The sequence below is a fragment of the Phytomonospora sp. NPDC050363 genome (assembly GCF_040655735.1).
Lineage (GTDB): Bacteria > Actinomycetota > Actinomycetes > Mycobacteriales > Micromonosporaceae > Phytomonospora.
This window is the reverse complement of sequence record NZ_JBFAKK010000015.1, coordinates 190,724-213,449: the sequence shown is the minus strand read 5'-3', so window position 1 is coordinate 213,449 and position 22,726 is coordinate 190,724. Positions and strand designations below refer to the sequence as shown.

At 68.4% G+C, this 22,726-nt stretch carries 22 protein-coding genes and 1 pseudogene; 4 read left to right on the top strand and 19 right to left on the bottom strand.

Annotated elements, in window-relative coordinates; translation table 11 throughout:
• Positions 1-148: 148 nt before the first annotated feature.
• Positions 149-586 (top strand): annotated as a pseudogene (locus AB0I28_RS33160) (DUF5131 family protein); the annotation flags it as partial.
• Between the two features lie 81 nt (positions 587-667).
• Here AB0I28_RS33160 and AB0I28_RS33155 read toward each other — a convergent pair.
• Positions 668-1,168, bottom strand: a complete 501-nt coding sequence (locus tag AB0I28_RS33155) for a TIGR02391 family protein (RefSeq protein WP_357499666.1) — start codon at positions 1,166-1,168, stop codon at positions 668-670.
• 278 nt (positions 1,169-1,446) lie between these two features.
• On the opposite strand from AB0I28_RS33155, the gene AB0I28_RS33150 reads away from it, so the two are divergent.
• On the top strand, positions 1,447-2,274 hold the full coding sequence (locus AB0I28_RS33150; RefSeq protein WP_357499664.1) for a phage Gp37/Gp68 family protein: 828 nt from the start codon (positions 1,447-1,449) through the stop codon (positions 2,272-2,274).
• 8 nt (positions 2,275-2,282) lie between these two features.
• Here the strand turns inward: AB0I28_RS33150 and AB0I28_RS33145 are convergent, their stop codons facing one another.
• Together AB0I28_RS33145 and AB0I28_RS33140 are read right to left on the bottom strand one after the other, a co-directional pair.
• Positions 2,283-4,439, bottom strand: coding sequence for a site-specific integrase (locus AB0I28_RS33145; protein ID WP_357499663.1), 2,157 nt, complete (start codon positions 4,437-4,439; stop codon positions 2,283-2,285).
• 253 nt (positions 4,440-4,692) lie between these two features.
• On the bottom strand, positions 4,693-5,805 hold the full coding sequence (locus AB0I28_RS33140) for a tyrosine-type recombinase/integrase (RefSeq protein ID WP_357499662.1): 1,113 nt from the start codon (positions 5,803-5,805) through the stop codon (positions 4,693-4,695).
• Between the two features lie 375 nt (positions 5,806-6,180).
• Here AB0I28_RS33140 and AB0I28_RS33135 point away from each other — a divergent pair, with 375 nt between their 5' ends.
• Positions 6,181-6,555: a hypothetical protein gene (locus AB0I28_RS33135; protein ID WP_357499661.1), complete on the top strand. Its 375-nt coding sequence runs from the start codon at positions 6,181-6,183 to the stop codon at positions 6,553-6,555.
• 43 nt (positions 6,556-6,598) lie between these two features.
• Here the strand turns inward: AB0I28_RS33135 and mihF are convergent, their stop codons facing one another.
• The 13 genes from mihF to AB0I28_RS33070 all read right to left on the bottom strand — a co-directional run bounded on the left by mihF (position 6,599) and on the right by AB0I28_RS33070 (position 18,151).
• Positions 6,599-6,913: an integration host factor, actinobacterial type gene (gene mihF, locus AB0I28_RS33130; protein WP_357499660.1), complete on the bottom strand. Its 315-nt coding sequence runs from the start codon at positions 6,911-6,913 to the stop codon at positions 6,599-6,601.
• A 58-nt stretch (positions 6,914-6,971) separates the two neighbouring features.
• Positions 6,972-10,346, bottom strand: coding sequence for a LysM peptidoglycan-binding domain-containing protein (locus AB0I28_RS33125; RefSeq protein WP_357499659.1), 3,375 nt, complete (start codon positions 10,344-10,346; stop codon positions 6,972-6,974).
• A 21-nt stretch (positions 10,347-10,367) separates the two neighbouring features.
• The gene (locus AB0I28_RS33120; RefSeq protein WP_357499658.1) at positions 10,368-10,793 is read right to left on the bottom strand and encodes a hypothetical protein; all 426 of its coding nucleotides are present in this window, start codon (positions 10,791-10,793) and stop codon (positions 10,368-10,370) included.
• A complete protein-coding gene (locus tag AB0I28_RS33115) occupies positions 10,790-11,236 on the bottom strand; it encodes a TadE/TadG family type IV pilus assembly protein (protein WP_357499657.1) in 447 nt (148 codons plus the stop codon). Before AB0I28_RS33115 ends, AB0I28_RS33120 begins: the two co-directional genes overlap by 4 nt.
• Positions 11,233-11,649: a TadE family protein gene (locus AB0I28_RS33110; protein WP_357499656.1), complete on the bottom strand. Its 417-nt coding sequence runs from the start codon at positions 11,647-11,649 to the stop codon at positions 11,233-11,235. The genes AB0I28_RS33115 and AB0I28_RS33110 overlap by 4 nt, the downstream gene beginning before the upstream one ends.
• Positions 11,649-11,879: a hypothetical protein gene (locus AB0I28_RS33105; protein ID WP_357499655.1), complete on the bottom strand. Its 231-nt coding sequence runs from the start codon at positions 11,877-11,879 to the stop codon at positions 11,649-11,651. The genes AB0I28_RS33110 and AB0I28_RS33105 overlap by 1 nt, the downstream gene beginning before the upstream one ends.
• 26 nt (positions 11,880-11,905) lie before the next feature.
• Positions 11,906-12,769 (bottom strand): type II secretion system F family protein, encoded by an 864-nt coding sequence (locus AB0I28_RS33100; RefSeq protein WP_357499654.1) that lies wholly within the window; start codon positions 12,767-12,769, stop codon positions 11,906-11,908.
• The gene (locus AB0I28_RS33095) at positions 12,766-13,650 is read right to left on the bottom strand and encodes a type II secretion system F family protein (RefSeq protein WP_357499653.1); all 885 of its coding nucleotides are present in this window, start codon (positions 13,648-13,650) and stop codon (positions 12,766-12,768) included. The genes AB0I28_RS33100 and AB0I28_RS33095 overlap by 4 nt, the downstream gene beginning before the upstream one ends.
• A complete protein-coding gene (locus tag AB0I28_RS33090) occupies positions 13,647-14,882 on the bottom strand; it encodes a CpaF/VirB11 family protein (protein WP_357499652.1) in 1,236 nt (411 codons plus the stop codon). Before AB0I28_RS33090 ends, AB0I28_RS33095 begins: the two co-directional genes overlap by 4 nt.
• A gap of 293 nt (positions 14,883-15,175) precedes the next feature.
• Entirely contained in the window at positions 15,176-15,994 is an 819-nt protein-coding gene (locus tag AB0I28_RS33085; protein WP_357499651.1) for a ParA family protein, read from the bottom strand.
• Positions 15,994-16,695 carry an SAF domain-containing protein gene (locus AB0I28_RS33080; protein ID WP_357499650.1) on the bottom strand — a complete coding sequence of 234 codons (702 nt, stop codon included), beginning with the start codon at positions 16,693-16,695 and terminating at the stop codon, positions 15,994-15,996. The genes AB0I28_RS33085 and AB0I28_RS33080 overlap by 1 nt, the downstream gene beginning before the upstream one ends.
• Entirely contained in the window at positions 16,692-17,603 is a 912-nt protein-coding gene (locus tag AB0I28_RS33075) for a hypothetical protein (protein ID WP_357499649.1), read from the bottom strand. Before AB0I28_RS33075 ends, AB0I28_RS33080 begins: the two co-directional genes overlap by 4 nt.
• Positions 17,597-18,151, bottom strand: coding sequence for a hypothetical protein (locus AB0I28_RS33070; protein WP_357499648.1), 555 nt, complete (start codon positions 18,149-18,151; stop codon positions 17,597-17,599). The genes AB0I28_RS33075 and AB0I28_RS33070 overlap by 7 nt, the downstream gene beginning before the upstream one ends.
• A gap of 501 nt (positions 18,152-18,652) precedes the next feature.
• Between AB0I28_RS33070 and AB0I28_RS33065 the strand changes: the two genes are divergently transcribed.
• Positions 18,653-19,162, top strand: coding sequence for an A24 family peptidase (locus tag AB0I28_RS33065; protein ID WP_357499647.1), 510 nt, complete (start codon positions 18,653-18,655; stop codon positions 19,160-19,162).
• A gap of 5 nt (positions 19,163-19,167) precedes the next feature.
• On the opposite strand, the gene AB0I28_RS33060 is transcribed toward AB0I28_RS33065, so the two are convergent.
• The 3 genes from AB0I28_RS33060 to AB0I28_RS33050 are packed head-to-tail and all read right to left on the bottom strand — an operon-like array spanning position 19,168 to position 22,720.
• Positions 19,168-20,847: a hypothetical protein gene (locus AB0I28_RS33060; protein WP_357499646.1), complete on the bottom strand. Its 1,680-nt coding sequence runs from the start codon at positions 20,845-20,847 to the stop codon at positions 19,168-19,170.
• Between the two features lie 12 nt (positions 20,848-20,859).
• Entirely contained in the window at positions 20,860-21,762 is a 903-nt protein-coding gene (locus tag AB0I28_RS33055) for a hypothetical protein (protein WP_357499645.1), read from the bottom strand.
• Between the two features lie 13 nt (positions 21,763-21,775).
• Positions 21,776-22,720, bottom strand: coding sequence for a hypothetical protein (locus tag AB0I28_RS33050; protein WP_357499644.1), 945 nt, complete (start codon positions 22,718-22,720; stop codon positions 21,776-21,778).
• Positions 22,721-22,726: the final 6 nt, after the last annotated feature.

Here is a 22,726-nt window from a genome sequence, read left to right as displayed (position 1 = left end):
AGCGTCTGCGACACCACTGACAGATCATGTCGCGCACGCACCCTGCCAGCCCGTGCTGCATCAGCCCGCCACACCGAGCCAAGACCGACGAAACGACGTCTTCGAGGCGAGCGTTCCCACCGAGTACATCGCCGAGATCTTCGCCGTGATGCACCTGGCGAACCGGCATACCTTCCAGGTCTTGACCAAGCGGCCCGGCCGTGCCGAGTCGCTGCTGAACGGCTCGGCCTTCCGCGCCCTGGTCACCGTCGCCGTCGGCGAGCTCGGCGGGCCGGAGGTACCCGAACCGGTGTGGCCGCTGGCGAACGTGTGGCTGGGGACCAGCGTGGAAGACCAGCGCTGGGCCAACATTCGCGTCCCGCGGCTGCTGCGCACACCGGCGGCGGTGCGGTTCCTGTCGTGTGAGCCTCTGCTGGGACCGGTCGACTTGAAGGAGGCGGTCATCCCGATGGGCCTACCGATCGGGAAAGGGCTGAAGACCCGCTTCGTCCACCTCGGGGACTGCTGCGCGGCCCGGCGGCACGGGATTGACTGGGTGATCGCAGGAGGCGAGTCGGGGCCGGGCGCTCGCGCGATGGATCCCGGGTGGGTACGGGCACTGCGAGATGAGTGCGTGGCGGCTGGAACGGCTTTCTTCTTCAAGCTTCTCTGCACTGATCTTGATCGGTCAGGTTCCGTGTTTGACGACGCATTCGTCGATCCATCGGGCGAGGAGGCTCAGGGCAGCGAGGCGTTCGAGGGCTGTCTGTTCGTCCCAGTCGGGTCCGTGTTCATGGGCTGCTGGATTGCGGATGCCGGCGAAGCAGCCTTCGGCGAATGGTCGCAGAGCGCGGTTTCGGCTCTTGATCGTTGGGTCGGTCTGGTCGCCTGGCAGTTGCAGGTAGGCCTGTCCGGGTTTGGGCTTCTCCGTGAAGACCTGGTTCATCAGGTCGGCGTCGAAGATGTCGTTGCGTTCAACCTTGGCTTGGGTGTGGGCGTTGATGGCGTTCGCTGCGACGTCGACGGCCTTGCGGTGGTGGTTGCTCTCCCAGAAGCTTCGCGCTGCGTCCCAGACCCAGGGGTGGAACCGATCGGCGCTGAACGTCGGCGCGTCGGGTGCGAGGTTGGCAGCCCATTCGTCCAGGTCGCTGAGGATGCCCAGGCCGCGTTGAGCCAGGTTGCGGGCCATGGTATCGCCCGCCAGCTGGTTCAGGTTGAGTTGCTCGGCAAGGCTGGGATCGAGTGCTTCCAGGATCTTCTTGATCGTTGGTTCGGCTCTGTGGAGCTGCTGGTAGAGGCCGTCGTCACCAATAGCCTTACCGGGTTGACGGCTCCGCCTGTAGCGTTCGACCAGCTCGCTGAACTCTTCAAGGCGCTGACGCATCCACTCCCGGTTCATGAGTGGACTGTAGAACGGCGGTCCGAGCGACAGTGGGACGTGCTTGTGTCTGATCTGGTGGTCGCGGCGTGAGCAGCAATTCGAGTATCGAATGGACCGAGGCGACCTGGAACCCAACGACGGGTTGTGACCAGATCTCGCCCGGGTGCGATAACTGTTACGCGCTCACGCTAGCGAAGCGTCTCAAGGCCATGGGATCGGAGAAGTACCAGCAAGACGGCGATCCCCGGACCTCAGGACCGGGATTCGGTGTCACGGTCCATCCCGGTGCGCTGGAGGAGCCGCTGCGGTGGCGTAAGCCTCGCGTGGTCTTCGTCAACTCCATGTCGGACCTTGCGCATGCACGGATCCCCGACGACTTCGTCGCCAAGGTCTTCGGGGTCATGGCCGCCTGTCCGCAGCACACCTTCCAGGTCCTCACCAAACGGCCCAAGCGCTTCGCGAAGTTGCTCGGCGACACCGGCTTCGTCGCCGCAGCGCAGTCGCATGCCAAGGCGGTGCTCGGTGGCGCGGCCGACCAAGGCACCGACATCTGGCCATTGCCGAACGTGTGGGTCGGAACGTCGATCGAGTCCGACGAGTACTGCTGGCGGGCTGACCAACTGCGCAAGACCACCGCAGCAGTTCGCTTCCTGTCCTGCGAACCGCTTCTGGGGCCACTGCCGAGCTTGAACCTGGACGGCATCGACTGGGCGATCGTCGGCGGCGAATCTGGCCCTGGACACCGCCCACTGGACCTGGGCTGGGTCCGAGACATCCGCGATCATTGCCTTGACCAGCAGGTTCGCCTGTTCTTCAAGCAAGTCGGGGGCTTGACGCCGAAGGCGGGTGGGCGGCTCCTCGATGGCCGCACCTGGGACGAGTACCCGATTGCGCGGCAACCGGTCGAGGTGTGAGACGCAAGTCAGGTTCGACGCTGGGGCATGCCCAGCTCGACCTGGGCTCCCATCGCCGGGGCCAGAGCGCGGCGGGACTGTGTCTTCTTCGCCCGCAGGAAGACCAGGGTCTGGTCGATGCCCTCGATCTCGCCGCGCCAGCCTTCCTCCTCGGCGCGTTCACGGCGCGCCAGGAGGTCCTCCTCGATCTCGTCGAGCCTGGGCAGCATCCTCGGGTTGATCGACAGCATCGGACAGCGGATGCACGCATGCTCGTGCGCGCATGGTGTCCCGTAGGGCCGTCCGCAGGAACCGAGTTCGACCTTGCGTTTGTCGAAGTGTTCCTCGAAGTCGTTCCATTCCTGGCTGGAGGGACTGCGGTACTCGGTTGTCGGGCGCTTGGTTCGCCGGTGATCGAGGAACTGCTGGTAGTGGGTGATGACGTCCTCGTCGAAGACGGCGACGTAGCCGCGGGTGGTCTGGATGTCCAAGTGCCCCAACAGCGCGGCGCCGATGTGGATCGGCAGGCCGTTGTTGACCAGGTCGGTCGCGAACAGACGACGGAAGTCATGCGGTGCGAACCGGATCTTGGCGAACTGGGGGTGGGTCGGGATCAGTTCCGTGGCCGCGCTCTTGAGCATGTCGCGAACCATGTAGACCGACATCGCGCGTGGAACACCGCTTTGCAGGCGCTGGAACAGGTAGGGCAGCGGCTCGGCCCAGGATCGTTCATGTGTGTCGTAGCGGGGGCAGACCGGAACGGTGCCATGGACACGGGTGTGTCGTCGGATGACCTGCGCGATGACGTGGAACAGCTCGGCGGACATCGGGATCACCCGCTCACGGTCACTCTTGGACGGGCTGACGACCAGGAGGGCGACGACCTCACCGTTGGGGCGCCGGTATAGGCGGACACTCAGATGGGTCAGCTCGACCAGTTCTTCCCGGCGAAGACCCGCATGGCGCAGCGTCTCGACCATCGCCCACTGCCAGAACGCCTGGTCCTCGGCGACGGTCAGGTTCGTCAACTCGCCGGTGGCGCCGTTGACTGCCCGAACGGGGCCAACGGACGGATCGTTGCGTCGGTGGCCACCCGATACTCGCTGCCAAGTCACGCCATCGCTGACGAAGTACTCACCGGGCGTTGCTCGGCCGGCGTCATCCAGCAGGTCCCGCAACCGCAACCACTTCGTGGTGACATATTCGGACAGGATCGGCAGCAGCGGCTGGCGTTCTCGAGTGCGGTCGGCCATCCGCTCGGACAGGCGTCGGCGGCGCTGGTTGAACCAGCGCAGGTCGGCATCGCGGATCGGGCAGGGAGCGACCCATCGCGCCCACCGTTCCGGCTCGGCCGCCGCCCAGGTCTGCAGATCGATGTAGAAGGCGCGAACGGTCAGGAACGGCCCTTCGATGTGTTGACGCGCCTTGCCGTCGTCTCGCACCAGGAGCCGCTGCTTCCACTCCGTGACGATCTCGGTGCCCAGCCGCAGATCGGACTGCTCGGGGTTGATGTCCTCGACGACCCGCCAGAAGTGATAGACCAGGTTGCGGACGATGTTCTCCATCGTGGCGTAGTCGACCTCGACCGACCGGCGTCGAATGTAGTCGATCAGCAGGTTCTTGATCTCCTGGTCGCGCAGCTGGTGACGCTCGACCAGTTCCTCGACCGATCGTTGCCCCCGGACCCGCGCATCCTGCAGGGTGCGCGGGACCCAGGCGGGGAACCGGCCCATGTCGTGAAGCACCGGCCAGGCCGTGGCCAGCGTGGAGCCCCTCTTTCGATCCGCGTAGAAGAGCACCGCTTCGGGGGTCAGCCCGGGCAGGTCGATCCCGAACACCGTCAAGGCTCGGCAGACGCTCGCCAGTGCCTTCGACTTGGACTCGTCGGAGGCCGGGTGGAGCTCGAGCCGTTCCCGGAAGTCGCGCAGCAGCCGATCCTCGGTGACCTGGAGGAACATCGGGGCATACCGCGGTGGCGAGACGGCGGACATGGCGTCCAGCGACGGCTGGATGAGGCGCATGGCGAAGGCGTGCCCGGCCGCCGTTCGCAGCTGGTGACGCCCTCCATCGGCGGAGTCGACCAGGACGCTGAAGCCGTTCCCGTCCCTGTTGCACCCGGCCGCCTCCCAGCGCTCCTGCCATGTCGCGCCCGGATGCACCTCCAGTGCCTCCAGCAGCCAGCCCATCCCCGACCGGTGGTGGGACGTGCGGGAAGCACTGGTGCTGAAGGCCCTGCCGGCCAGCTCCGCAATCTCACTGATCGGGGCCGTCGCGAGTTCACCGAACGGACGCGGAGGCACCCGGGATGCCGCCGGCGGTGCCGGGACGAGCCGCGTGAACGGCGGCTCTGCAAGCGACCGGATGGTCTCCGGCTCGACCGCGTGACGGCGAATCCGGTTCGACGTGGTGTGCGCCCTGGTGCTGGGACCAGCGGCCGGATCACTCACCGAACACCACCGCGATGTCCTCGGCGTCGTAGCGCGCCGTCCAGCTGGTGGGCTGGGCGGGGCGCTGGTAGTGCTCGGCGAGCTTGTCCACCAGATCCTCCAGCCCGACCACCGTGTAAAGAGCGGTGGTCGTGATATGCGCGTGGCGCAGAATCGTCTGCACCTCGACGAGCGTGAGCGCAGGATCCCTGGCCATCCGCTGCGCGGCGGTGTGCCGGAAGTCGTGCAGCGTCCAATTGGTGCCGAAGCACTCCTGAGCGCGTTGCAGGATCCTCCGGACCGCCCAGTAAGTGAGCGGGCGCGGCGTCCCGCGGCGGGTTCGCCAGATCGGGCCGCGGGCGGGAACACCGGCTTCATCAAGGTAAGCGGCCAGCCAGGCGAGTGCTTCGGGCGAGACCGGGACCGGCTGACGCAGCCGGCTTCCCTTGGACACGACCCATATCTGGCCCTTGACCCAGTCCACGTCCGACGCTTCGACACCCAGCAGCTCCGAGGCGCGGGCGCCCGAGGTGACGTAGCAGGCCAGCAGCGCGCGATCCCGGTTGCAGCGCATCTGGGCGAACAACTCCTCCCACTGCTCGTCAGGAACCGATCTCGGCTGTCGAGCCTGAACCTTCGGGCGCAGCCGCGCCCGTCGATGCTGCCGTTTGGCTTCAATGGGCGACTGGTGCGCGAGGGCCTGTCGCCGGGCGCGGCTCTCCGGAACCGGGTTCACTGCGGGTCCGCGTCCGAAGTGGAGGTGGAACGCGTAGAACCCATGCGCCACCGACAGGTTGTGGGCGATCGTCGACGGTGCATAGCCGGCCGCGAGGAGCTGCTTGCCCGTCCTCGGGTTCACCGCACCCGGCTCGAACCCTCCCCGGCTTCTCCGCTGCCGCTGCCGGTTCGGTGCCGACCGCAACCACCCCACCAACGCCGCTGTCTCGGCCTCGGTGGCCTGTTCCCAGCCCACATCGACGATCCACAGCAACCTGAACCACCGCAGCAGGTCATGACCGTAGCTGCGGCACGTCAGTGGACTGACGTCGCGGAGCTGCAAGTCCTCGAGGTACTGGCTGACCGGAGCAATCTCCCGACCGGCAGCGTCGACCACCACGTATGGCACGAGCCGACCGTCACGGGGCAGCACGCTCCGATCCGAGGCAGATCCACACGACCATCCATGACGTCACGCAAGGCACCCGACGCCAACCCATCACCCGACACAGGATGGAATCCTGATGTGTCTCAACTCGACATACAAGCCAGCTCACCAGATGGTGCAGTCAACAGAGCAGTGGGGCGAGCACGCCCCCACCGCCGACGGGGCGATGAGGCGGGTGAGGAAGAAGACGGCTGGCCGCGAGCTGGACGGGCGCACCTGGGATGAGTACCCGGTGGCCTGAACCCGGAGGTGTCGGCGCCGGTTCCCTGCGGTGGGGACTGGCGCCGTTGCCATGCGGGGACATGGCAGGGTGTGCGGCGGATGAGGGAGATGGGTGTGGGCGCAGTCGTGACGCTGGCGGGCTTGGCGCGGTGGGTGGTGGCCGAGGGTTTGGCGGTGCACATGTCACCGCAGCGGCTGCGGGTGCTGGCCGACTCGGATCCGGCCTGGCCGGTCCCGCCTCCGTGGCCGGCGCACGGCGGCGCGTACATGATCGCCTTCGATGAGGCGGTGTGGCGGGACTACTTCGCCCGGCGCACGGTTTCCCCCGGGCGCCCACGGGGCCGAGCGGGGATCGGGAAGCTCACCGACGGCGATGTGGCGTGGGCGGCGGGGCAGAAAGCGGCCGGGAGGCGGGTACCGGCGCTCGCTGCCGAGCTGGGCGTCTCGAAGTCGCTGCTGTACGCGGCGCTGCGGCGAGCCCGGGAATAGCGACGGCCCGGCGGTCTCCTCCGCCGGGCCGTTGGTTGGTGCGTCAGCCGAGTTCGGCCAGCAGGCCTTCGCGCTGCTTGGTGCCAAGGCCTCCGACGCGGCGGGAGTCGGCGATGCCGAGCTTCTCCAGGACTGCCGCAGCGCGGACGTCGCCGATGCCTGGGAGTGCTTTGACGAGCTGGATGACCTTGGTCTTCTTGGCGATGTCGTCGCCGTCGTCGGCGCGTTTGAATACCTTGGCGAGGGTGGTGGTGCCGTTGCCGAGGTCAGTCTTGAGCTTGGCGCGTGCGGCGCGCGCGGCGGCGGCTTTGGCCAGGGCTTCGGTGCGCTGTTCTGGGGTCAGGGTGGGCAACGCCATGGGGGTCTCCTCGTCGGTGCAGGTCAGAAGCGTCCAGTGTGGGGGTGGGGTGTGACGTTCAGGCGCGGACCCCCATGTCGTCGGGTGCAAGTTCGCACAGCAGCCGGAAGGTTTCCTCGTCGAGTTCTTCGGGGACGTCGACGGCGCGGATCTCCATCATCTGCTCGACCAGGCCGCGCAGTTCACCGCGGTTGTCGGCGGCGGCGGCCACACGCATGGCGTCGCGCCAGGTGATGGAGTGGTCGCGGGCGGGGTCGGCGATCCACGCTTGGGTGAGTGCCCAGCGGGCGGCCTCCAGGTCGCCGGTCTCCAGCAGCAGTTCGACGTAGTCGTGGGCGGCGTCGACGATGGCGGCGGTGATGCGGTGCGGGGCGATGGTGGGGCTGGCGGTGGTCCAGGCGTAGGGGTCACGCTTGGAGTTGCGGTAGGAACTCGGCGGCCGCAGCGGGACGTCGCGGACGAGGTCGATGGCCGCACGCAGGTCGGCCAGGGCCTCGGGATGGTGGCCGGTGGCGGCGCGGGCCCGTAGGCGGGTGAATAGGTCCCAGTCGCACAAGATGCCCTGGGCGAGCTTGAAGCATCTGTCGATGCCGAGTTCGGGCAGCCAGCGAGTGCCGTCGGGGATGTCTCCCAGCCAGCGGCGGGCCTTGTTGACGATGGCGCGGCGGTTGTCGTCGCGGGTGCCGGTCTCGGGCCACAGGGAGTCGTGGAGTTGGTCGACGGTGACACCGCGGGGCCCGCGCGAGTAGAGGAAGGCCACGAGCTCGGTGATGAAGTGGATGCGAGTCTCGGGTAGGGGACCGTTCGCGGTGAGGGTCGCTGGGCCGAGGATGGACAGTCGGGGTCGGTCGGCGGTCTCGGCGTTCCAGGCTTCGAGGTCGGCATCGAGGGTGCGGTCGCCACGGGTGAACACGTACCGGTCCGGCGCGCCGCCTTCGGTGGGGGCCTTGGCCGGTTCGGGCTCTGTGTCCGCGATGTTGCCAGCCGCTTCGACAGCCGGTTCGGTCTCGGTGAGGGTGCTGTTGGCGGCGGGCTCTGGGGCCGAGGGTTCTGGCGGGTCGTCCTTGGTGGCCTGGGCGGGTGGCGTGGGGTGGAGGTAGACGCTGCTGGGGCCGAGGTCGCTGATCGAAGGCGCGGTGGCGATGTGGTCGACGGTGACGTCTTCCCAGTTCCAGTCCCGGCCGAGGTCGCCGCTGGCGTCGGTGGGGGTGCCGACGGCTTTGTCGGCCTGGATGGTGTGGGTGCTGTCGATGGCCTCTTCCACCAGCGCGGCGATGTCGGCCAGCTGCTGTGTGGGCAAAGCTGCGGCTGGCATCGTCTTCTTCGGGTTGAGGAGGCCGAGAAACTCGGCCAGGAGGTTCCCGTCTGCGTTGACGGTCATCTGCCAGGGACTGTCAGTGGGGCTGCTGGTGACCAGGGCGACGGCGCAGCGTCCGGTGCCGGCCAGGTCGGTGACGATCGTGGCGAGGTCGGGTTCGTCGGCCAGTTCCGGTCCGATGAGCAGGACGTGGGCGGGCCAGGAGTCTCCGTCGCGGAGGCGTTCGGTCAGGGTGTCACCGTCGGCGAGGTGTTCCAGGGCGGTGCTGGCGCGGCGCTGCATGGCCACAACGGCGCCCGCGAGGTTGTCGGTGATGTGGAGACGGGAGTTGGTGGCCAGGTGGTTCAGGCAGGTGGTGTCGTGTTCGCTGAATCCGGTGAGGGTGAGGTCGACGTCGCTACTCCAAGGGCTGCACAGCAGGTCGGTGGCGATGTGGCGCAGGAGGTCACCGGTGCCTTGTGCGGTGCCGTTGACGGTGACGACGCCGAGGCGCTCGAGGTCGATGAGCAGGTGGGAGTTGTCATTGGAGGCGACGGTGACCAGGGTCGGCAGCAGCGCGGTGCCTGAGGTGTCGGCGGGAAGTTCAGCCTCGGCGGGCAAGAGCCAGTTGTCACCGGCGAGGACGAAGGGTGCCGGTGGAGGTTCGGGGCAGGGATTGGCCAGCAACAGGTGGACCGCGCCGTCGGTGACCCACACTGCGGCGATGTCGGGGGCGGCCACGGAGGCGGGTGTAGCCGCGTAGGCGGCCGCCACGGCGTGGAGAGCAGCGTCGACGCGATCGACGTGCGCGGGCTGGGCGGCCACGGCGAGTTCGAGTTCGGTGACCTCGACGGTCGGGCTCAGCGGCGCCGGTGTGGGCTCACTTTCGCGGCGGTGGTTGGCGTGGCGGCGGCGAGCGCGGCCGATGAATGCCAGGATGCCTGCGGCGGCGATACCGGCGGCGGCCAGGCTCGCCGCGACCGGGAAGAGCTGGAAGTCGCCGTCTTCCTCGGTCTGTTCGTTCTCAACGGCGGGTGCCTGGGTGGCGTTGGTGCCGGTGGTGGTCTCGGCCGGGGTGGGGGTGCTGGGTGTCGCCGGGGGTGTCGATGGTGGAGGGGGTGGCTGGCTTACCTCGGGTGGTGGGGGCGGGATTTCGCCGTCGGGTGTGGGAGCTTCCCCATCGGCTGGTGGTGTCTCGGCATCGGGGGTGGAAGGTGCGTGAAGGGTGCCGGTTGCGTGGCGCTGTTCGCCGCGGTCGTGGGCGCGGCCGGGGAGGGTGATGGTGTCACCGGGGCGGATGAGGTTCGGGTCGTCGATGTCATTGAGTTCGGCGAGCCGGGTGTAGTTGTCGGGGTCGCCGGTGAAGCGCTCGGCGATGTCGGCAAGCCGGTCGCCGGGAGCGATGGTGTAGGTAAGGCCCTGTCCGGCGGCCGGTGGGGTGGTGGCCTCGGCAGGGTGGTCGTCTCCTCGGGCTCCGGCGCGTTCGCCGCGATCCTTGGCGCCGTCGGGGAGGGTGATGGTGTCGCCTGGGTTGAGGGCGCGGGGGTTGTCGAGGTCATTAAGGTCGGCGAGTTCGCCGTAGTAGTCGCCGTCGCCGAGGTAGCGCTCGGCGATGCCGAAGAGGTGGTCGTCGGCCTCGACGGTGTAGGTGCGCTCGCCGTCGGCGGCTGCGGCAACAGTGGGGTGTGCGGTGTCGGATGCGACGGTCGCGGTGATCGCGGGTGGGGCGATCGCGGGTGCGGCTGCGGCGGGTGCGGCGCTGGCGGTGGGGGCGGTGATGAGCAGGGCGATGCCGGCGACGAGCGCGGCGGCCAGGCGCTGCTGAGCGGACAGGGCTGGAAGCCGCATGGTGGGGCGGTCGCGGGCCAGCGCGATCGTCTCCACCAACACGGAGAAGGCGAAGGTGGCCCATGCGATCCAGGCGACGACCGCGAGGGCTGCCATGAGCAGTTCGCCGTTGTCGCGGCTGGTGAGCAGGCTGCTCCAGTCGGTGCGGTCACCAAGGAGTGCGATCGGGTTGGCGAAGCGGATCAGGAGCAGCGGCAGGCCACCCACCAGCGCGAGGGTGGCCAGCAGGGATGCACTGCCGAGGAGAAGGCGGCGGCCGCTGCGGGGGCGGTGTGGGGTCGGATGCATGGCGTGCTCCTGGGGGAGGGGTTACCCGGTGACAATCTCGGCGGTGGCGCTGCCAGTGACGGTGATCGTGGGCCGGCCGATGAGGCCGAGGACGATGGTGTCGTAGGTGATCTCGACGGTGACATTGAGGCGGTTGAGGGCGGGGTCGACCGAGACGGTGCCGGTGGCGCCGGCCGCTTCGATGTAATTGAGGGCCGCGGCGGTCGCGGCTTCGGGGTCGACGACTTTCGGGCCGCCGGGGATGGCCTTGGCGGGGTCGAGTTGCTGGCCGGCGGTGCGGGCGGCTTCGGCAGCGATGTTGTCGGCGCGGGCCAGTGCGCGGAGCCCTGCGGGGCCGTCGACGGCGAGTCCTCCGGCGGTGAGGAGCCCGAAGGACACGATGGCGAAGAAGAGGGACACGCGGCCGGTGTCGTCACGCAGGCGCGCTCGGAGGCGCCGGAGGGTCATGTGCGGCTCCGGTAGGTGTCCAGGGGAGAGGTGTAGGTGGCCGTCACGGTGGCGCTGCCGGGCATTCCCGGTAGCGCGATGTCGGAGAAGTCCAGGACGCAGGTGATGGTCGCGGTGACCTCTGCGGGCTCGCCGACTGGAATGTCGAAACCGGTGACGTCGACCTCGACGGTGAGGGTGGAGCAGGTCAGGGACTGGTCGGACAGGGTGGCTTCGGCTGCGGCTTGGGCTCCGCGCTGGGCAGCGTCGGCGTCGCGGGCGATGGAGGCTGCGCGGGCGGCGTCGTGTGCGGCGAGGTCGATGGTGTTGCTGGCGATCGCGTAGCGCCCGAAGATGATCACCATGGCGATGACGACGGACACGGCGAACGCGCCGATCGTCGTCTCCAGCGACACCGAGCCTTCGTCATCGGTGTCAATGCGCCGCCTCATCCTCGTGGTCATGGTCGGGTGAACTCCTCGACGGTGCCGTGGACGGTGGAGGTGACCGAGAAGTCGAAGCCCGGGACCAGGGACAGCGCGTCGCCGGTGACGGTGGCTGTGACCTCGGTGCCGTTGTTGCTGATGTCGACGGTGGGTCCGGTGAGCCAGTCGCCGGCGCGGGCAAGGAACTGGTCGGCCTGGTTGTAGCCGTCGGCGAGTTCGGCTTGGTAGGCGCGGGCGCCGTTGGAGCCTTCGGCGGCGGCTTGGGTGGCTGCGGTCTTGGCCATGATCACGGCGACGGTCTGGAGGGCCCCGAAGACCAGCAGGAGCAGGGCGGGGGCGACGATGGCCAACTCGAGGCTGGCGCCGCCGGCCTCACCGTCGCCGAGCCGCTCGCGCAGCCGGGTGACGGTGAGGCTGATGCGGCGGCGCATTAGTCCCCGCCGGGGATGAGGTCGAGGTAGCCGTTGGTGGCCGCGACGATGACGCCGACAACGATCACGGCTAGTGCCGCCAGCCCGGCGACGATGATCGCGGTCGACAGTGGTCCTTCGCCTTCGTCGTCGCGGTGGATGCGCGAGGCGACCAAGGCGGTGAGGCGAGGCGGCATGAGCAGTATCGCGGCGGTGGCCATGAGGATGAGGATCAGCAGGTTGGGTGGCATAGGGGTCTCTCCTTGGGTGGTGGGGTCTACATCAGCAGGCGGGCGATGATCGGGAAGGTCACGAAGCCGAGGAGCACGAACACCAGCGCCGCGCCGGGCATGTCCAGTTTCGTGGTTTTGGCTTTGGCGGTGCGGAGGTCGTCGGCCCGGATTTGGGCGCGCAGGGAGTCAGCGCGGGCGCGCAGGCTCTCATAGACCGGTGCGCCCGATTGGCCGCCTGACTGCATGATCTGGGCGAGGTCGTCGATCTCGGGGAGATCGATGTCGGCGGCGAGGGTGCGCAGCTCGTCCCAGGGCATGCCCATGGCCGACTGGCCGCGTTGGAGGGCGTCGTTGATGCGGTCGAAGACCCAGGAGTCGCATCCCCGTGCGGCGGCTTCGAGTGCTTGGACAGGTCCTCGGGCGGCGGCGATCTGCTGGCCGACGAGTTCGATGTACACGCATGTCGCCCGTCGGAAGTCGCTGCGGGCTGCGGCGGCCTTGAACACCAGGTCGCGGTGGGTGACGTAGGCCAGCCCGATGGCGAACAGAGGTGCGGCGGCGGCGGGAACGACAATCGGAACCGGCAGTCGCATCACCAGCAGCAAGAACGTCAGCAGCGGCACCAGCAAGAAGCCGATGAGGCCGGAGATCAGCAAGTAGGTGACGTGCTGTTCGGGGCTGCGCTGCAGGATGCGCAGGTCTTTCGACGGTCCTTTCCAGCGGGTGGCGATGCGCGCGGCCAGCCCGGTCGGAGCGGCCGGCGTGGCGGGGTTGTGGTGCAGGCGCTTCAATGCCGGGCCGAGGGCGGGGGTGGGGGCGATGAGGAGTTCGCGGAGGATGATGAACACTCCGGCGGCGGTCAGCGCGCCAGCGGCCATCATGACCAGAAGTGGCCAGTTGAGGATCATTGGTCGGCCTCGCTGGTGGTGAGGAGCCGGGGAATGACCGGCGGGCGGGTCAGGGACTGCACCATCCACAAGATCGCCGCCAGGAGGAGCCCGAGGCCGGCCATAACGATCTGTCCCAGCGGGGTCTTGTAGGGAGCCATCCATCCCGGCGTGAAAATCATCAGTGCGATGACGCCGACGGTCATGCCGGCCAGCCACCGCACGGTCGTGCGTGCGCCTTGACGTTCGGCATCGGTTTCACGGCGGGTAGCCGCCTCTGCGGAGGCTCCTTCGCTGATGGCATTCAGCGCGGCCCCGAGGCGCTCGCCGTGATCAGTGAGGTGCAGGGTCAGTGCGGCGACGACCTGGTCGGCTTGGGCGTCGGCGAGCTCGCCGGCGAAAGACCGCAGTGCGCTTCGTGGGTCACGGCCGCTGGTCAACTGCGCGGCCAAGGAGGCGACTTCGCCGCGGATCGCCGGCGGAGCGACGTCGCGGGACTTCACGACAGCCTGCTGGAGGCCGACACCGGTACTGGTGATGTCGCGCAGGCGGCGGGTCCATTCGGCAATGGCGTCGACACGGTCGATGGCGCGGCGCTCGGCGGCGCCGATCGACCACAGCCACCGCGTCGTGGGTATGGCCGCGGCGGCCAGCAGCGCCAGAATGAGGATGCCGGTGGCGGCCCACACCGCGACGACAGTTACCACCGAGACCGTCAGCAGGATCCGGCGAAGGCGCTTCTCGGCCGTTGGTTGACCGGCGCCGGTCAGGGCCGCCAGGAGGCGTGCACCGGTCCGTGAGGGAGGACCGAGGGGTTTCGTGGTGCCGCGAAGCCCCAGGACGACCAGGGCGACACCGGTGGCGACCAGGAGCAGGGTGAGGGTGATCAAGAAGCGGATCATGCGGCCTGTCCAGGTGTGGGGTTCCCGCCGCGCCAGGTACCGGGACCAGTGACGTAGGGAACGAGGAAGTGCTGCTTGCTGAGTCCCACCCGCTGCAGTTTTTCGAGGTTGCGTTGCGGGAAGTGCTTGAGGACGGCGCGGCCGTCCCCGCGGCGGGTGTAGTCGGGACCGAAGACTTCGGTCATGTGGATGCGGTCATCGTCGGCGCGGTCTACTTCGTAGACGTGGCTGACGTAGCGCTCGGTGGGCTGGGTGCCGTATGCGGGGACGACGTTGACGTAGACGATCAGGTCGAGGGCGCCGCCGGTCATGCGGCGGGCCAGTGCAGGGCTCATGCCGGCCGAGCCGTGGGACAGGGCCAGTTCCACGATGCGGTCCTGGACTGCTTCGGCGGAGCGGGCGTGGATGGTGCAGAGGCTGCCCTGGCTGACGGCCATGGCCTGCAGCATGGGAACGATTTCGCGGGAGCGGACCTCACCGACGATGATGCGACGCACACCCCAGCGCAGGGTGCGGGGGACCATGTCGGCGAGGGTGATCTCGCCGGCGGGCCGTCCGTCGTGGCGCAGTTCGCCGTGGCCTTCGCGAGCCTCGATGGAGAAGACGAAAGGGTGTGCGGGGTCATTCTCGAAACCCAGTTCGCGGGACTCCTCCAGCACGGCGATGGGTTCGTGAGCTGGGATCTGGGATCCCAGGGCCCGCAGGATGGTGGTCTTTCCGGCTCCGGCGAGTCCGGCGATCATGATGTTGAGGCCTGCGTTGAGGCTGGCGGTGAGGAAGTTCCGCAGAACCTGGTCGATCATCTCGGATGGGCCGTCCTCGGGCGGTACCTCGTGAGGGTCGCCGCCCGCGAGCTGCTTGAGGGTCACACGCATGGTGTTGTGGCGGCGGATGACCACGGAAGGGCGGTGGCTGACGCTGCGCACGGCGGCCAGGCGGCTGCCGTCAGGCAGCTGCATCTCCAGCGTCGGCGTGGCGTCGGAGAACGAGCGTTCGGTGCCGCCGAGGCGGCGTCCGACGGCCTGGACCATCTCCTCCAGTTCCTCGTCGGAGTCGGCGACTGGATCACCGGCAGCAAGCATCCCGTTGGTGTAGGTGATGCGTACGTTGTCGTGACCGATGATGTGGACTTCTTCGATGGTCGGGTCGGCGATGAGCTTTTCCAGGCGTCCAAGTCCAGCGAGGTTGGCGATGACCTCCTGGCGAAGTGCCCGTGTAGCTTCGGGGCCCACGGGGCGGCCTTGCGCCTGCTGGGAGTCACGCCACTGAGCAACGGCGAGTTCGGCCAGTCGATAACGCTCTTCGTCCCGCTCGATGGGCGGAGGCGGCTCGGTAAATGACCGGATCCATGCCGCGTGTTCGTCGGAAACCTGTCGGGCCAGGGCACGCACGTCTTGCTGGGTGTGGCCGGGCCCGGCAGGTGGAGCCTGCCCGTATGGCGCGGAGGTGGCCGCTGGGGCCGCGCCGACGGGGGCCGTGTGGGGCCGTGGGTGGCCGTTGGTGTGGTGGAAACTGGGACTGATGGTCATCGGGTTCCCCCCAGGGTCGGAACGGCCGAGATCTGACGGGCGCGCCGGCGTGGGGTGTGTGCGGTGATGGTGTCCTGGGCGCGGGCTGCGGCGGCGAACAGGGGTTTGCGCAGCATGAGCTTGCGGCCGCCGAAGGACAAGGCACGGGCGCTGGCCGGATCGTAGGGGAGTTCTACCAGGACGGGCACGCCGAGTTGTCGGGCGATGTCCCTGGCGGGGTAGGCGGCGGCCTCGTGTCCGATGAGGATGACGGCCAGCGAGGGGCCGTTGGCCGTCTGGAGCTGATCGCGCAGCGTTTTGACGACGGGGAAGGCGGCGTTGACACCTGGCAGCGTTGCCGATACCGCCAACAGCACGACATCGGCGCTGGCCAGCAGGGGCCAGGGCACGTTGACCGATGTCAGGCGCCCACAGTCGATGATGACGTTCGGCTTGGCGCCCGCGTCGTCGGTGGTGAACTCGCTCAGCTGGCGTAGGTGTTCGCCGATGCGGGTCCACACCGGCTGGACGGTCCCCGACTGCACTGGAGAACTGAGTCCCGGCAGGAGAAGCCGTTGGCGGCCGCCACCTTCGAGGTCGATCATCTGTGCCCAGGTGATGGCGTGAAGGTCATCACCGTTGAGGGCAGCCTGCGCCAGTTCCAGCAGGCCGCAGTCGGTCGGCATGCGCCCCTCGAGGTATCCCGCCATGACGCTGCCGCCGGCCGGGTCGGCTTCCACCAGCAGGTTGGCTCCGCGCCAAGACCAGGTCATGGCGAGCGCGGCGGTGGTGACACCCGGGGAGTTCTTCGCTGAGCAGAGGGCAACGATGGTCATTACGCGCCTGCCAGGACCAGGGAGATAGATCCTTCGGCGGCCAGAGCGACGATGGTGGGAGCGTCGGTCTCAGCGACGGCCAGGAAGACGATGGTGAGTGTCGACTTCTCGGGGTGGCTGGTGCCTGTGACCACGGCGTTCCACTTCAGGGGCGGGGCCAGGGTCGGAGCCTGGCCGTTGCCCGGGTCTTCGCCTGTGCCGGGGAGGTCCTCGGGCGTGGCTACGACGGTGATCTTGTCGCCGGGCTTGAGGTCGGCTGACGGGACGCGTTCGGCTTTGAGGCCGATGCTGATCTGGGACTGCCCCACGCCGACGAGCTGGTCGGCGGTGATCTGGGCCGGCACCAGGAGGGACCCGGAGACGAGTGTGACTGCGGCGTACTGGCCGATGATGGTGTCCATCGTGGAGGCCTCCACGATGTCCAAGCCGGGTGCGGGGTTGACCTGGACGACGGTGAGGTGGTCTTGGGTCAATTGGGTTCCGGCGGGGACGTCGGCGGCCACGGCCACGACGTCGGTGAGGTTGAGAAACCCGATCAGTACCCAGCCGCCGACCAGGGCGCCGAGGATGATGACGGTGACGCCCAAGGCGAGGGCCTTGCCACGCGGGCGACGCTGGGCGACTACGCGGGGCGGATTGTGGGGTGCGTTCAGCTGCGCCGGACCCGAAGGGATGGTCGGCGCTGTGGGGAGCTTGGTCATCCGGTGACTACCTGCGCTTCTTCGATGGTCAGGGTGGTGGTGGAGTCCCTGGTGGTGGACAAGGTTCCGGTTTCGCCTCCGCCGACGACCCACCATTCGATCGACCAGGTGGTGGTGGCGGTGACGGTGTAGTTCTCGTCGGCTTCCTGGTAGACGTGCCCGCAGGTCGGCGACTTCTTGTGCCCGTAGCTGCCCCTGTAGGCGGTGCCGGGGTTGTTGCAGGTGACTTGCGTGCCATCGCCCATGGACCACACGATGCGGGTGGCGGTGGCTCGTGCGGTGACGCTCATGCCGGGGATGGCCGCTGTGGCCTCCGCTGGGCCCCACGTACTGATGGTGGTCGGTGTCCACATCCACACCGGCAGGCCGACGAGGCCTTCGCCGCCTGTGTCGGGTGCGGTGTGGATGTCCGGCCCGTCGATGGGGAGCATCGCCACGGCGCGCGCGGCCAGCTGTGCTGGCGTCATCCCGCCGCCGTACCCGGGGGGCGGGGTGGTGCGAAACTCCGGGAAGTTGGGGGTCTTCAGCGCGCCGGGCAGGCACTGCCCGCGCCAGTAGATGTCGCCGGCATTGGGGTCATGCCCCATCCACATCGGGTCCCCGGCCGGGGGCTGGGGGTCCATGAGTTCGTAGTAGCAGCCGCTGGTTCCGTCGAACCAGGCGCCGCCCTTCTTGCAGTCGACGGGCTTGCTCTGCCAGGAGCAGGCGGGGTTGCCGCCCCCGCCGCCGGGGTTGTCACCGCCCCCTCCAGGGGTGCCGGGATCCTCGATGACGATGTAGCACTCACCACCGTCAGGGGGGCAGTACACGTAGTCGGCGGCGGCCGGTGCGGCGAGTAAAGCGCTCGCGGCGAGGAAGCCGGCGGTGATGGAGACGAGCAGGCGTGCTCGCGCTGGACGGGTCAGCACGGCTGGTCCCGGTGCGGGGTGGACGTGTCGATGTACCAGGCGCCTTCGATGAGTTTGGCGGTGGCGGTGACGACGAACTTCTTCGCCTGGCCGGGGGAGCCGGCGGGTTTGCCGTCGCGCAGAACCTTCCAGTTGGTGGTGTCGAAGCAGTCGTTGAGCTCTGCGGTCGGTGGGGTCCCGCCGAGGTTGAGGCTGGTGATCTCGACCTTCCAGGTCGGGGTGCCCTCGTAGGTGACGCCCTGCTCCTTCGCCTGCTGCAGGGCGGTGACCAGGTCGGAGCGCAGGGGGAAGTAGGTGTACTTGGCGATGTCCTTGTTTTCGGCGTCGGCGGTCGCCGCGGCGGTGATGTAGGCGGTGCGGTAAGCGTCGTAGGCGGTCGTGATCGCCGCACGTGCCTCTGCCTCACCGGGTGGCGTGCTGGCGCTGGCCGAACTCGTCGGCGGCGTCGGGCCGGGCGGATCATCGTCACCGCAGGCCGCAGTGGTGAAAAGCAGCATCGCCGCCATCGTGGTGGCGGTGATGGTGCGTCGGCGTCCGGATACGCCCACGTGGGCACCTCCCCTGGTCTCGACAGGCACGCGTGTCGTCCACCGGCTAACCGCCGACTTGGGCATGTCGGCAACGCGGCGCGCCGGGGCAGTCGGTGACGATGGCGTCACCACGGCAGACCTGTCCGGCAGAGACTACCGTGAGGTAGCAATCGGTGTCACTACCAAAATCATCGCCATTTGTCAGTCGTCTCAACGACTTGAGGATGCTTTTATTGATCGATGCACGCCGATACATCGTCACCCAAGTCTCCCTCTGACGGGACTGACCAGCCGGTTCGACGCTGGTGGGCCTGGCCGCTCGGGTTGCTCGCCACTCCGATTGTCCGGGCTGGCGCGGTTGCCCTCTCGGTACGAAAAGGTGAGCCACGTCGCCGCACATGTGACCATTGTGGACACTCACTTCCTGCTCCCTGGCTCGGCCCCCACGCCTGGCCGGTGGCCAGGTGTCGGGATTGCGGCGGCCGCCTCGGGCCTCCACCGTGGACAGTGGAGGCGGCGGTGCTGGTGTGCGCTGGCCTGCTGGCGCTCGCGGCGCCGGGCCGTCCGGGTTGGACAGTGGCCGCCGTGGCGTGGTGGAGCCTGCTCGCGCTGGTCGCCGCCTTCGTCGACGGCGCGGTGCATCGACTCCCGAACACGCTGACCTACCCGGCGGCGGCCGGGACCACGCTGCTGCTGACACTGGCTGCGGCCGTAGGCGGGGAGTGGGACCGGTTGGGCCGCGCGCTCGGCATCGGCGTTGGCGTGGCGGTGCTGTTCCTGCTGGTGACGTTGGCGGCCGGCGGCAGGCATCTGGGGATGGGGGACGCGAAGTTCGCCGTGTCGACTTTCATGATCATTGGCTGGCTCGGGTGGCCGCACATCCTCCTGGGGCTGCTGGCCGCGTTCGGGCTGCAGCTCCTGTGGGGAGTAGGGCTCATGGTCGCCGGCCGCGCCGACCGGCATCGCGGGATTCCCTTGGGTCCCTTCCTGTTCATCGCGGCCGTGGGCCTGTGGCTGCTCTACGGATGATCGACTCATCGGCGGTGTGAACCCTCATTGGCGGAAGTTGGCTTGAAGTCGAACAAGGTGTCGCCGCTGGCTGACGGCGTGGCCTCGGGCGCCGGGCGTTCTGACCGTGGTGTCCGGCGGCGCTCGGCGGCAAGAGCGACGGGGTGAGTCAGAGCGGTTTCGAGCGGTTCGTTGGCGCCGTTCCTGGCAGCCGCCTCGCGTTTGGCCAGCATCGTTGCCCACCGGGCCTCGCCGGGATCCTCGGCGGCCAAGCGGCGGAGGACCACCAGCTCCACCTGCGGGTCATAGCCAGGGCTGTGCTTCGCCCCAGCGTGCCTCCCGATCGCCGGTAGGTTCTCCAACGGTGCGTGCTTGGCCTCCAACATCCGCTTCATGCGCCCGATCTGCGGATCACCGGGCAGGAGCGGGCGCATCGTCTCCAGTTCGGGGTGGCCGGTGCGGTAGAAGGCCATCCAGTCCGACGCTTCTCGGCGGTTGGTGCCGTCGGCGGTGGCTGCGTAGCGGATCCCGTCACCGAGGACCTGCTCATAGCGCGGGTAGAGGGTGACCATGCGCATCGCCCACCAGTCGCGCTCCTCGGCGGTGGCCCAGGAGGCAACCTGGTGGAGGACGTCGGCACAGGTGTGAGCCAGATGGTGACGCTGCTGAGGCGGCAGGAGGGACAGTTCCGCGTCCAGGCCGGTCGTGCTGGCCTCGGCGAGACCGGTCAGGTCGGCCAGGATCGTCGGGGTGCGGGCGGCGATGAAGTCGGCGTGGTCGGTGTCCCGTGCGGCTACGGTGATCGGGTTGTCGGTGGTGGCGGTCGTGGCCAGATGGCGCAGCAACTCGCCGGCCGCATCGGGGATCACCTCACGGAGGGCAGCCAGAACCTTCTGCGGTGTCGGAGTGCTCATGGGCTCAAGGCGCGGAATGTCGAGAGTCGTGCGCATCTCGGCGGCCATGGTTCGCGCCTGGTCGATGCGGTCGCGGTAGCGCGCTGCGAGGTCGGGCCAGCGGGAGTTGCCCGGTTCGCGGATCTGGAGTTCGCCGAGAGCGGCGAACGCGGTTGGCCAGTCTCGGGCAGCGGTGGCCTCCTTGCCAATGCGGATCACTTCCTGGCTGGGGAGTTGCCCGATCCCGGCCGATGAGCCGCGCTGTGTTAGGGGCAGGTCGAGAAGTTCGGGGTGGGCGCGCAGGTGCGCTTCGATCCACAGGTGCTCCTGGGGTTCGCAGTCGCCGGCGGTGTCGGCGGCGAGTTCGACGGCTACCGCCAGGGCACGTTCGCGGTCGGGGCTGATCCCGCGGTCGGTGACGGTGTCCAGGACGGCTCTGGCGAGTTCGGCGCGACGGGCGGGATCGGGTACACAGTTGGCGATGCTGTAGCTGACCTGGGCGAACTGGTCGAGTACCCAAGCGCGGGCGTTGGTGTCCTCGGGGCCGCGCGGCCGGGCGCCTTCCAGTCGGGCGTGGATGGCGACGGCGTGACGGTGGGTGGCTGCCTGACCAGCGAGGTCGGCTTCGATCGCGGGGGTGAAGTGCTGGTCGCGGAAGGTGTCGAAGGATCCTGACGTTGCGGGGCTGGTGTCCGGGTGGCGTAGGGCGTAGCCGGCGAGTTGCGTGAACAGCCAGTTCTGCTGGGCGTCGCCGTAGGTGAATCGGCCGAGGGTGTAGTCGATGTCGGATCGACGGTCGTAGTAGGCAGGCATGGCTCCTCCGGGTCACGGGTGCGCAGATCGTGGTGCGGCGGGCGGTGCGTGTGGTGGTATCGACGTCGGTTCTGTCGGCCGGGTGCTGGTTCTGGTCACGCTGCGGCTCTGTGCGGCGAGCTCGGTGGGGTGTACCGGCGGGTTCACGCTGGCCGGTCGGGGACTCTCGATCTGGTTGATGGCTGTGTAGGCGGCGTCGGTGAGTTCGAGCATCTTTCCCAGAGGACCGTTTTCGAGGTGGCGATGCACGGCCGACAACGCCGTGGCGATCAGTCGTTCGTCGACGGGCTCGTCGACGGTGAGGAAGCGGTCGAGCTGGGACAAGACCCCGAGGAGGGAGGTGTCATGGGCGAGGACGTGGAGCTGCCCGCGCAGCTTGATCTCGGTGTTGCTCAAGGGCTCGGTGGTCACCAGGTGCGGGTGGGCCGTCAAGCGCATCTCGATCCAATGGCGTGCGTCCTGCTCGTGGGCGGTGGCGAAGCCAGGCAGTGCCTCGTTGAGGGTTTTTCCTGCGGCGAGCGTGAACGGCAGGGTGATGTCGCTGCTGGTGGCGATCTGGCTGCGTTCGGCGTGGGTCAGGGCGTTGGCGACGTTCCAGATGATGTCCATGCCGGTCTGCGCAAACGCCACTCGCTTGTCCTGGTCGAGGGCGTCAATGGCAGCGGCGAGCGTTCCGGAGGTGACGGCTTCATTTGCTGGTATCTCGGTGAAGTGCTGTTCGAAGAGAACGGGGTAGCGCCAGGCCGGCACGGCGCTGGGGCTGGGGTGTCCGTGGGCGCCGAGAACCTGGCCGGTGAGGTCGGTGGCGAGCGCACAGATCCTGACGGTGGCGAGGTTGGCGGTGCGGAGATCGCCGAAGATGACGGTGAAGCGCTCAGTGATCTCGGCGATGGGCGGGATGCTCGGGGTGGCCATGGGGTGGTCCCTTCTATCTGCGGCGGCCTGCGTTGGTGACTGGGGTGCCGGAAGTAAGTTCGGGAGCGGTCACGGGGAGGCCACCGTGCACTCCGCTGGACAGATTGGGATCGAGGCCGGTGTCGGCGTCATCGGCGTCGCGGAGCTGATCGGCCAGTAGCACCGGGTCGAAGGGGACGGCGGTGGCGGTGGCCTCCTCGAGGCCCATGCCGGTGAGGGAGCGGATCATCGCGTCGGAGTAGGCGTGGAGTGCTTTCCTGGCTTCGGGTGCCAGCGGGTGGTCGGGGACGCGGGCCTCGAGCGCGAGGAGCGCGTCGAAGGCGTACTCGCCGTCGCTTTCGGCGATGGCATCGTGGTAGGCGTTCTCGATCTCGTCGGGGGTGGCGTCGTGGTTGAGGTGGAATCTGGTGAACATGCGCCAGCGCTCTTCGTCGCCGACCTGCGGCATGACGTCCCAGTCGTCTTCGGCGTGCTGGCAGTAGGCGAGCCAGGCGACGGCATCAGAGTTGTTGCCGACCCCGGCGGTTTCGGCGATCACGGCGATGCCCTCGTCGGCTGAGGTGGTGGCGTGGAGGGCGATGTAGTCGGTGTGCATGTGCAGGTCGAGCCAGGCGCAGGTGCGGTCGTCCAGGGCGTTGGAGGCGCGGTGGATCACCTCGGCGCAGAAATCGCCGACGGCCCTACGGCCGCTCGGGTCGAGGTTTCTGACCTGGTTGATGAGTTGCTGGTCGCCTTCCTCGACGACCCAGCTGTTCAGGATCGCTGTGACGTAGCCAGGGCTGTGGGCGGCGATGAACGCGGCGCGGTCGGGTTGTTCGCGGGCTTCGGCTACCGCGTCATCGGATTTCGTCGCCAGCCACGTCACGTAGCGGACCAGGTGCTGCGCGGCGAGACGATCGCCGACAAGGTCGTTGGCGATCGTGTACAGGTCGCTGAGCGGGATGATGGTGCTGCTCATGGGGAG

Excerpts from the sequence above, each read along its gene's own strand:
- AB0I28_RS33155 (WP_357499666.1), bottom strand. The coding sequence starts at position 1,168 with ATGGCCCGCAACCTGGCTCAACGCGGCCTGGGCATCCTCAGCGACCTG.
- AB0I28_RS33145 (WP_357499663.1), bottom strand. The coding sequence starts at position 4,439 with ATGGGCTGGCTGCTGGAGGCACTGGAGGTGCATCCGGGCGCGACATGG.
- mihF (WP_357499660.1), bottom strand. The coding sequence starts at position 6,913 with ATGGCGTTGCCCACCCTGACCCCAGAACAGCGCACCGAAGCCCTGGCC.
- AB0I28_RS33125 (WP_357499659.1), bottom strand. The coding sequence starts at position 10,346 with ATGCATCCGACCCCACACCGCCCCCGCAGCGGCCGCCGCCTTCTCCTC.
- AB0I28_RS33120 (WP_357499658.1), bottom strand. The coding sequence starts at position 10,793 with ATGACCCTCCGGCGCCTCCGAGCGCGCCTGCGTGACGACACCGGCCGC.
- AB0I28_RS33115 (WP_357499657.1), bottom strand. The coding sequence starts at position 11,236 with ATGACCACGAGGATGAGGCGGCGCATTGACACCGATGACGAAGGCTCG.
- AB0I28_RS33110 (WP_357499656.1), bottom strand. The coding sequence starts at position 11,649 with ATGCGCCGCCGCATCAGCCTCACCGTCACCCGGCTGCGCGAGCGGCTC.
- AB0I28_RS33105 (WP_357499655.1), bottom strand. The coding sequence starts at position 11,879 with ATGCCACCCAACCTGCTGATCCTCATCCTCATGGCCACCGCCGCGATA.
- AB0I28_RS33100 (WP_357499654.1), bottom strand. The coding sequence starts at position 12,769 with ATGATCCTCAACTGGCCACTTCTGGTCATGATGGCCGCTGGCGCGCTG.
- AB0I28_RS33095 (WP_357499653.1), bottom strand. The coding sequence starts at position 13,650 with ATGATCCGCTTCTTGATCACCCTCACCCTGCTCCTGGTCGCCACCGGT.
- AB0I28_RS33085 (WP_357499651.1), bottom strand. The coding sequence starts at position 15,994 with ATGACCATCGTTGCCCTCTGCTCAGCGAAGAACTCCCCGGGTGTCACC.
- AB0I28_RS33080 (WP_357499650.1), bottom strand. The coding sequence starts at position 16,695 with ATGACCAAGCTCCCCACAGCGCCGACCATCCCTTCGGGTCCGGCGCAG.
- AB0I28_RS33060 (WP_357499646.1), bottom strand. The coding sequence starts at position 20,847 with ATGCCTGCCTACTACGACCGTCGATCCGACATCGACTACACCCTCGGC.
- AB0I28_RS33055 (WP_357499645.1), bottom strand. The coding sequence starts at position 21,762 with ATGGCCACCCCGAGCATCCCGCCCATCGCCGAGATCACTGAGCGCTTC.
- AB0I28_RS33050 (WP_357499644.1), bottom strand. The coding sequence starts at position 22,720 with ATGAGCAGCACCATCATCCCGCTCAGCGACCTGTACACGATCGCCAAC.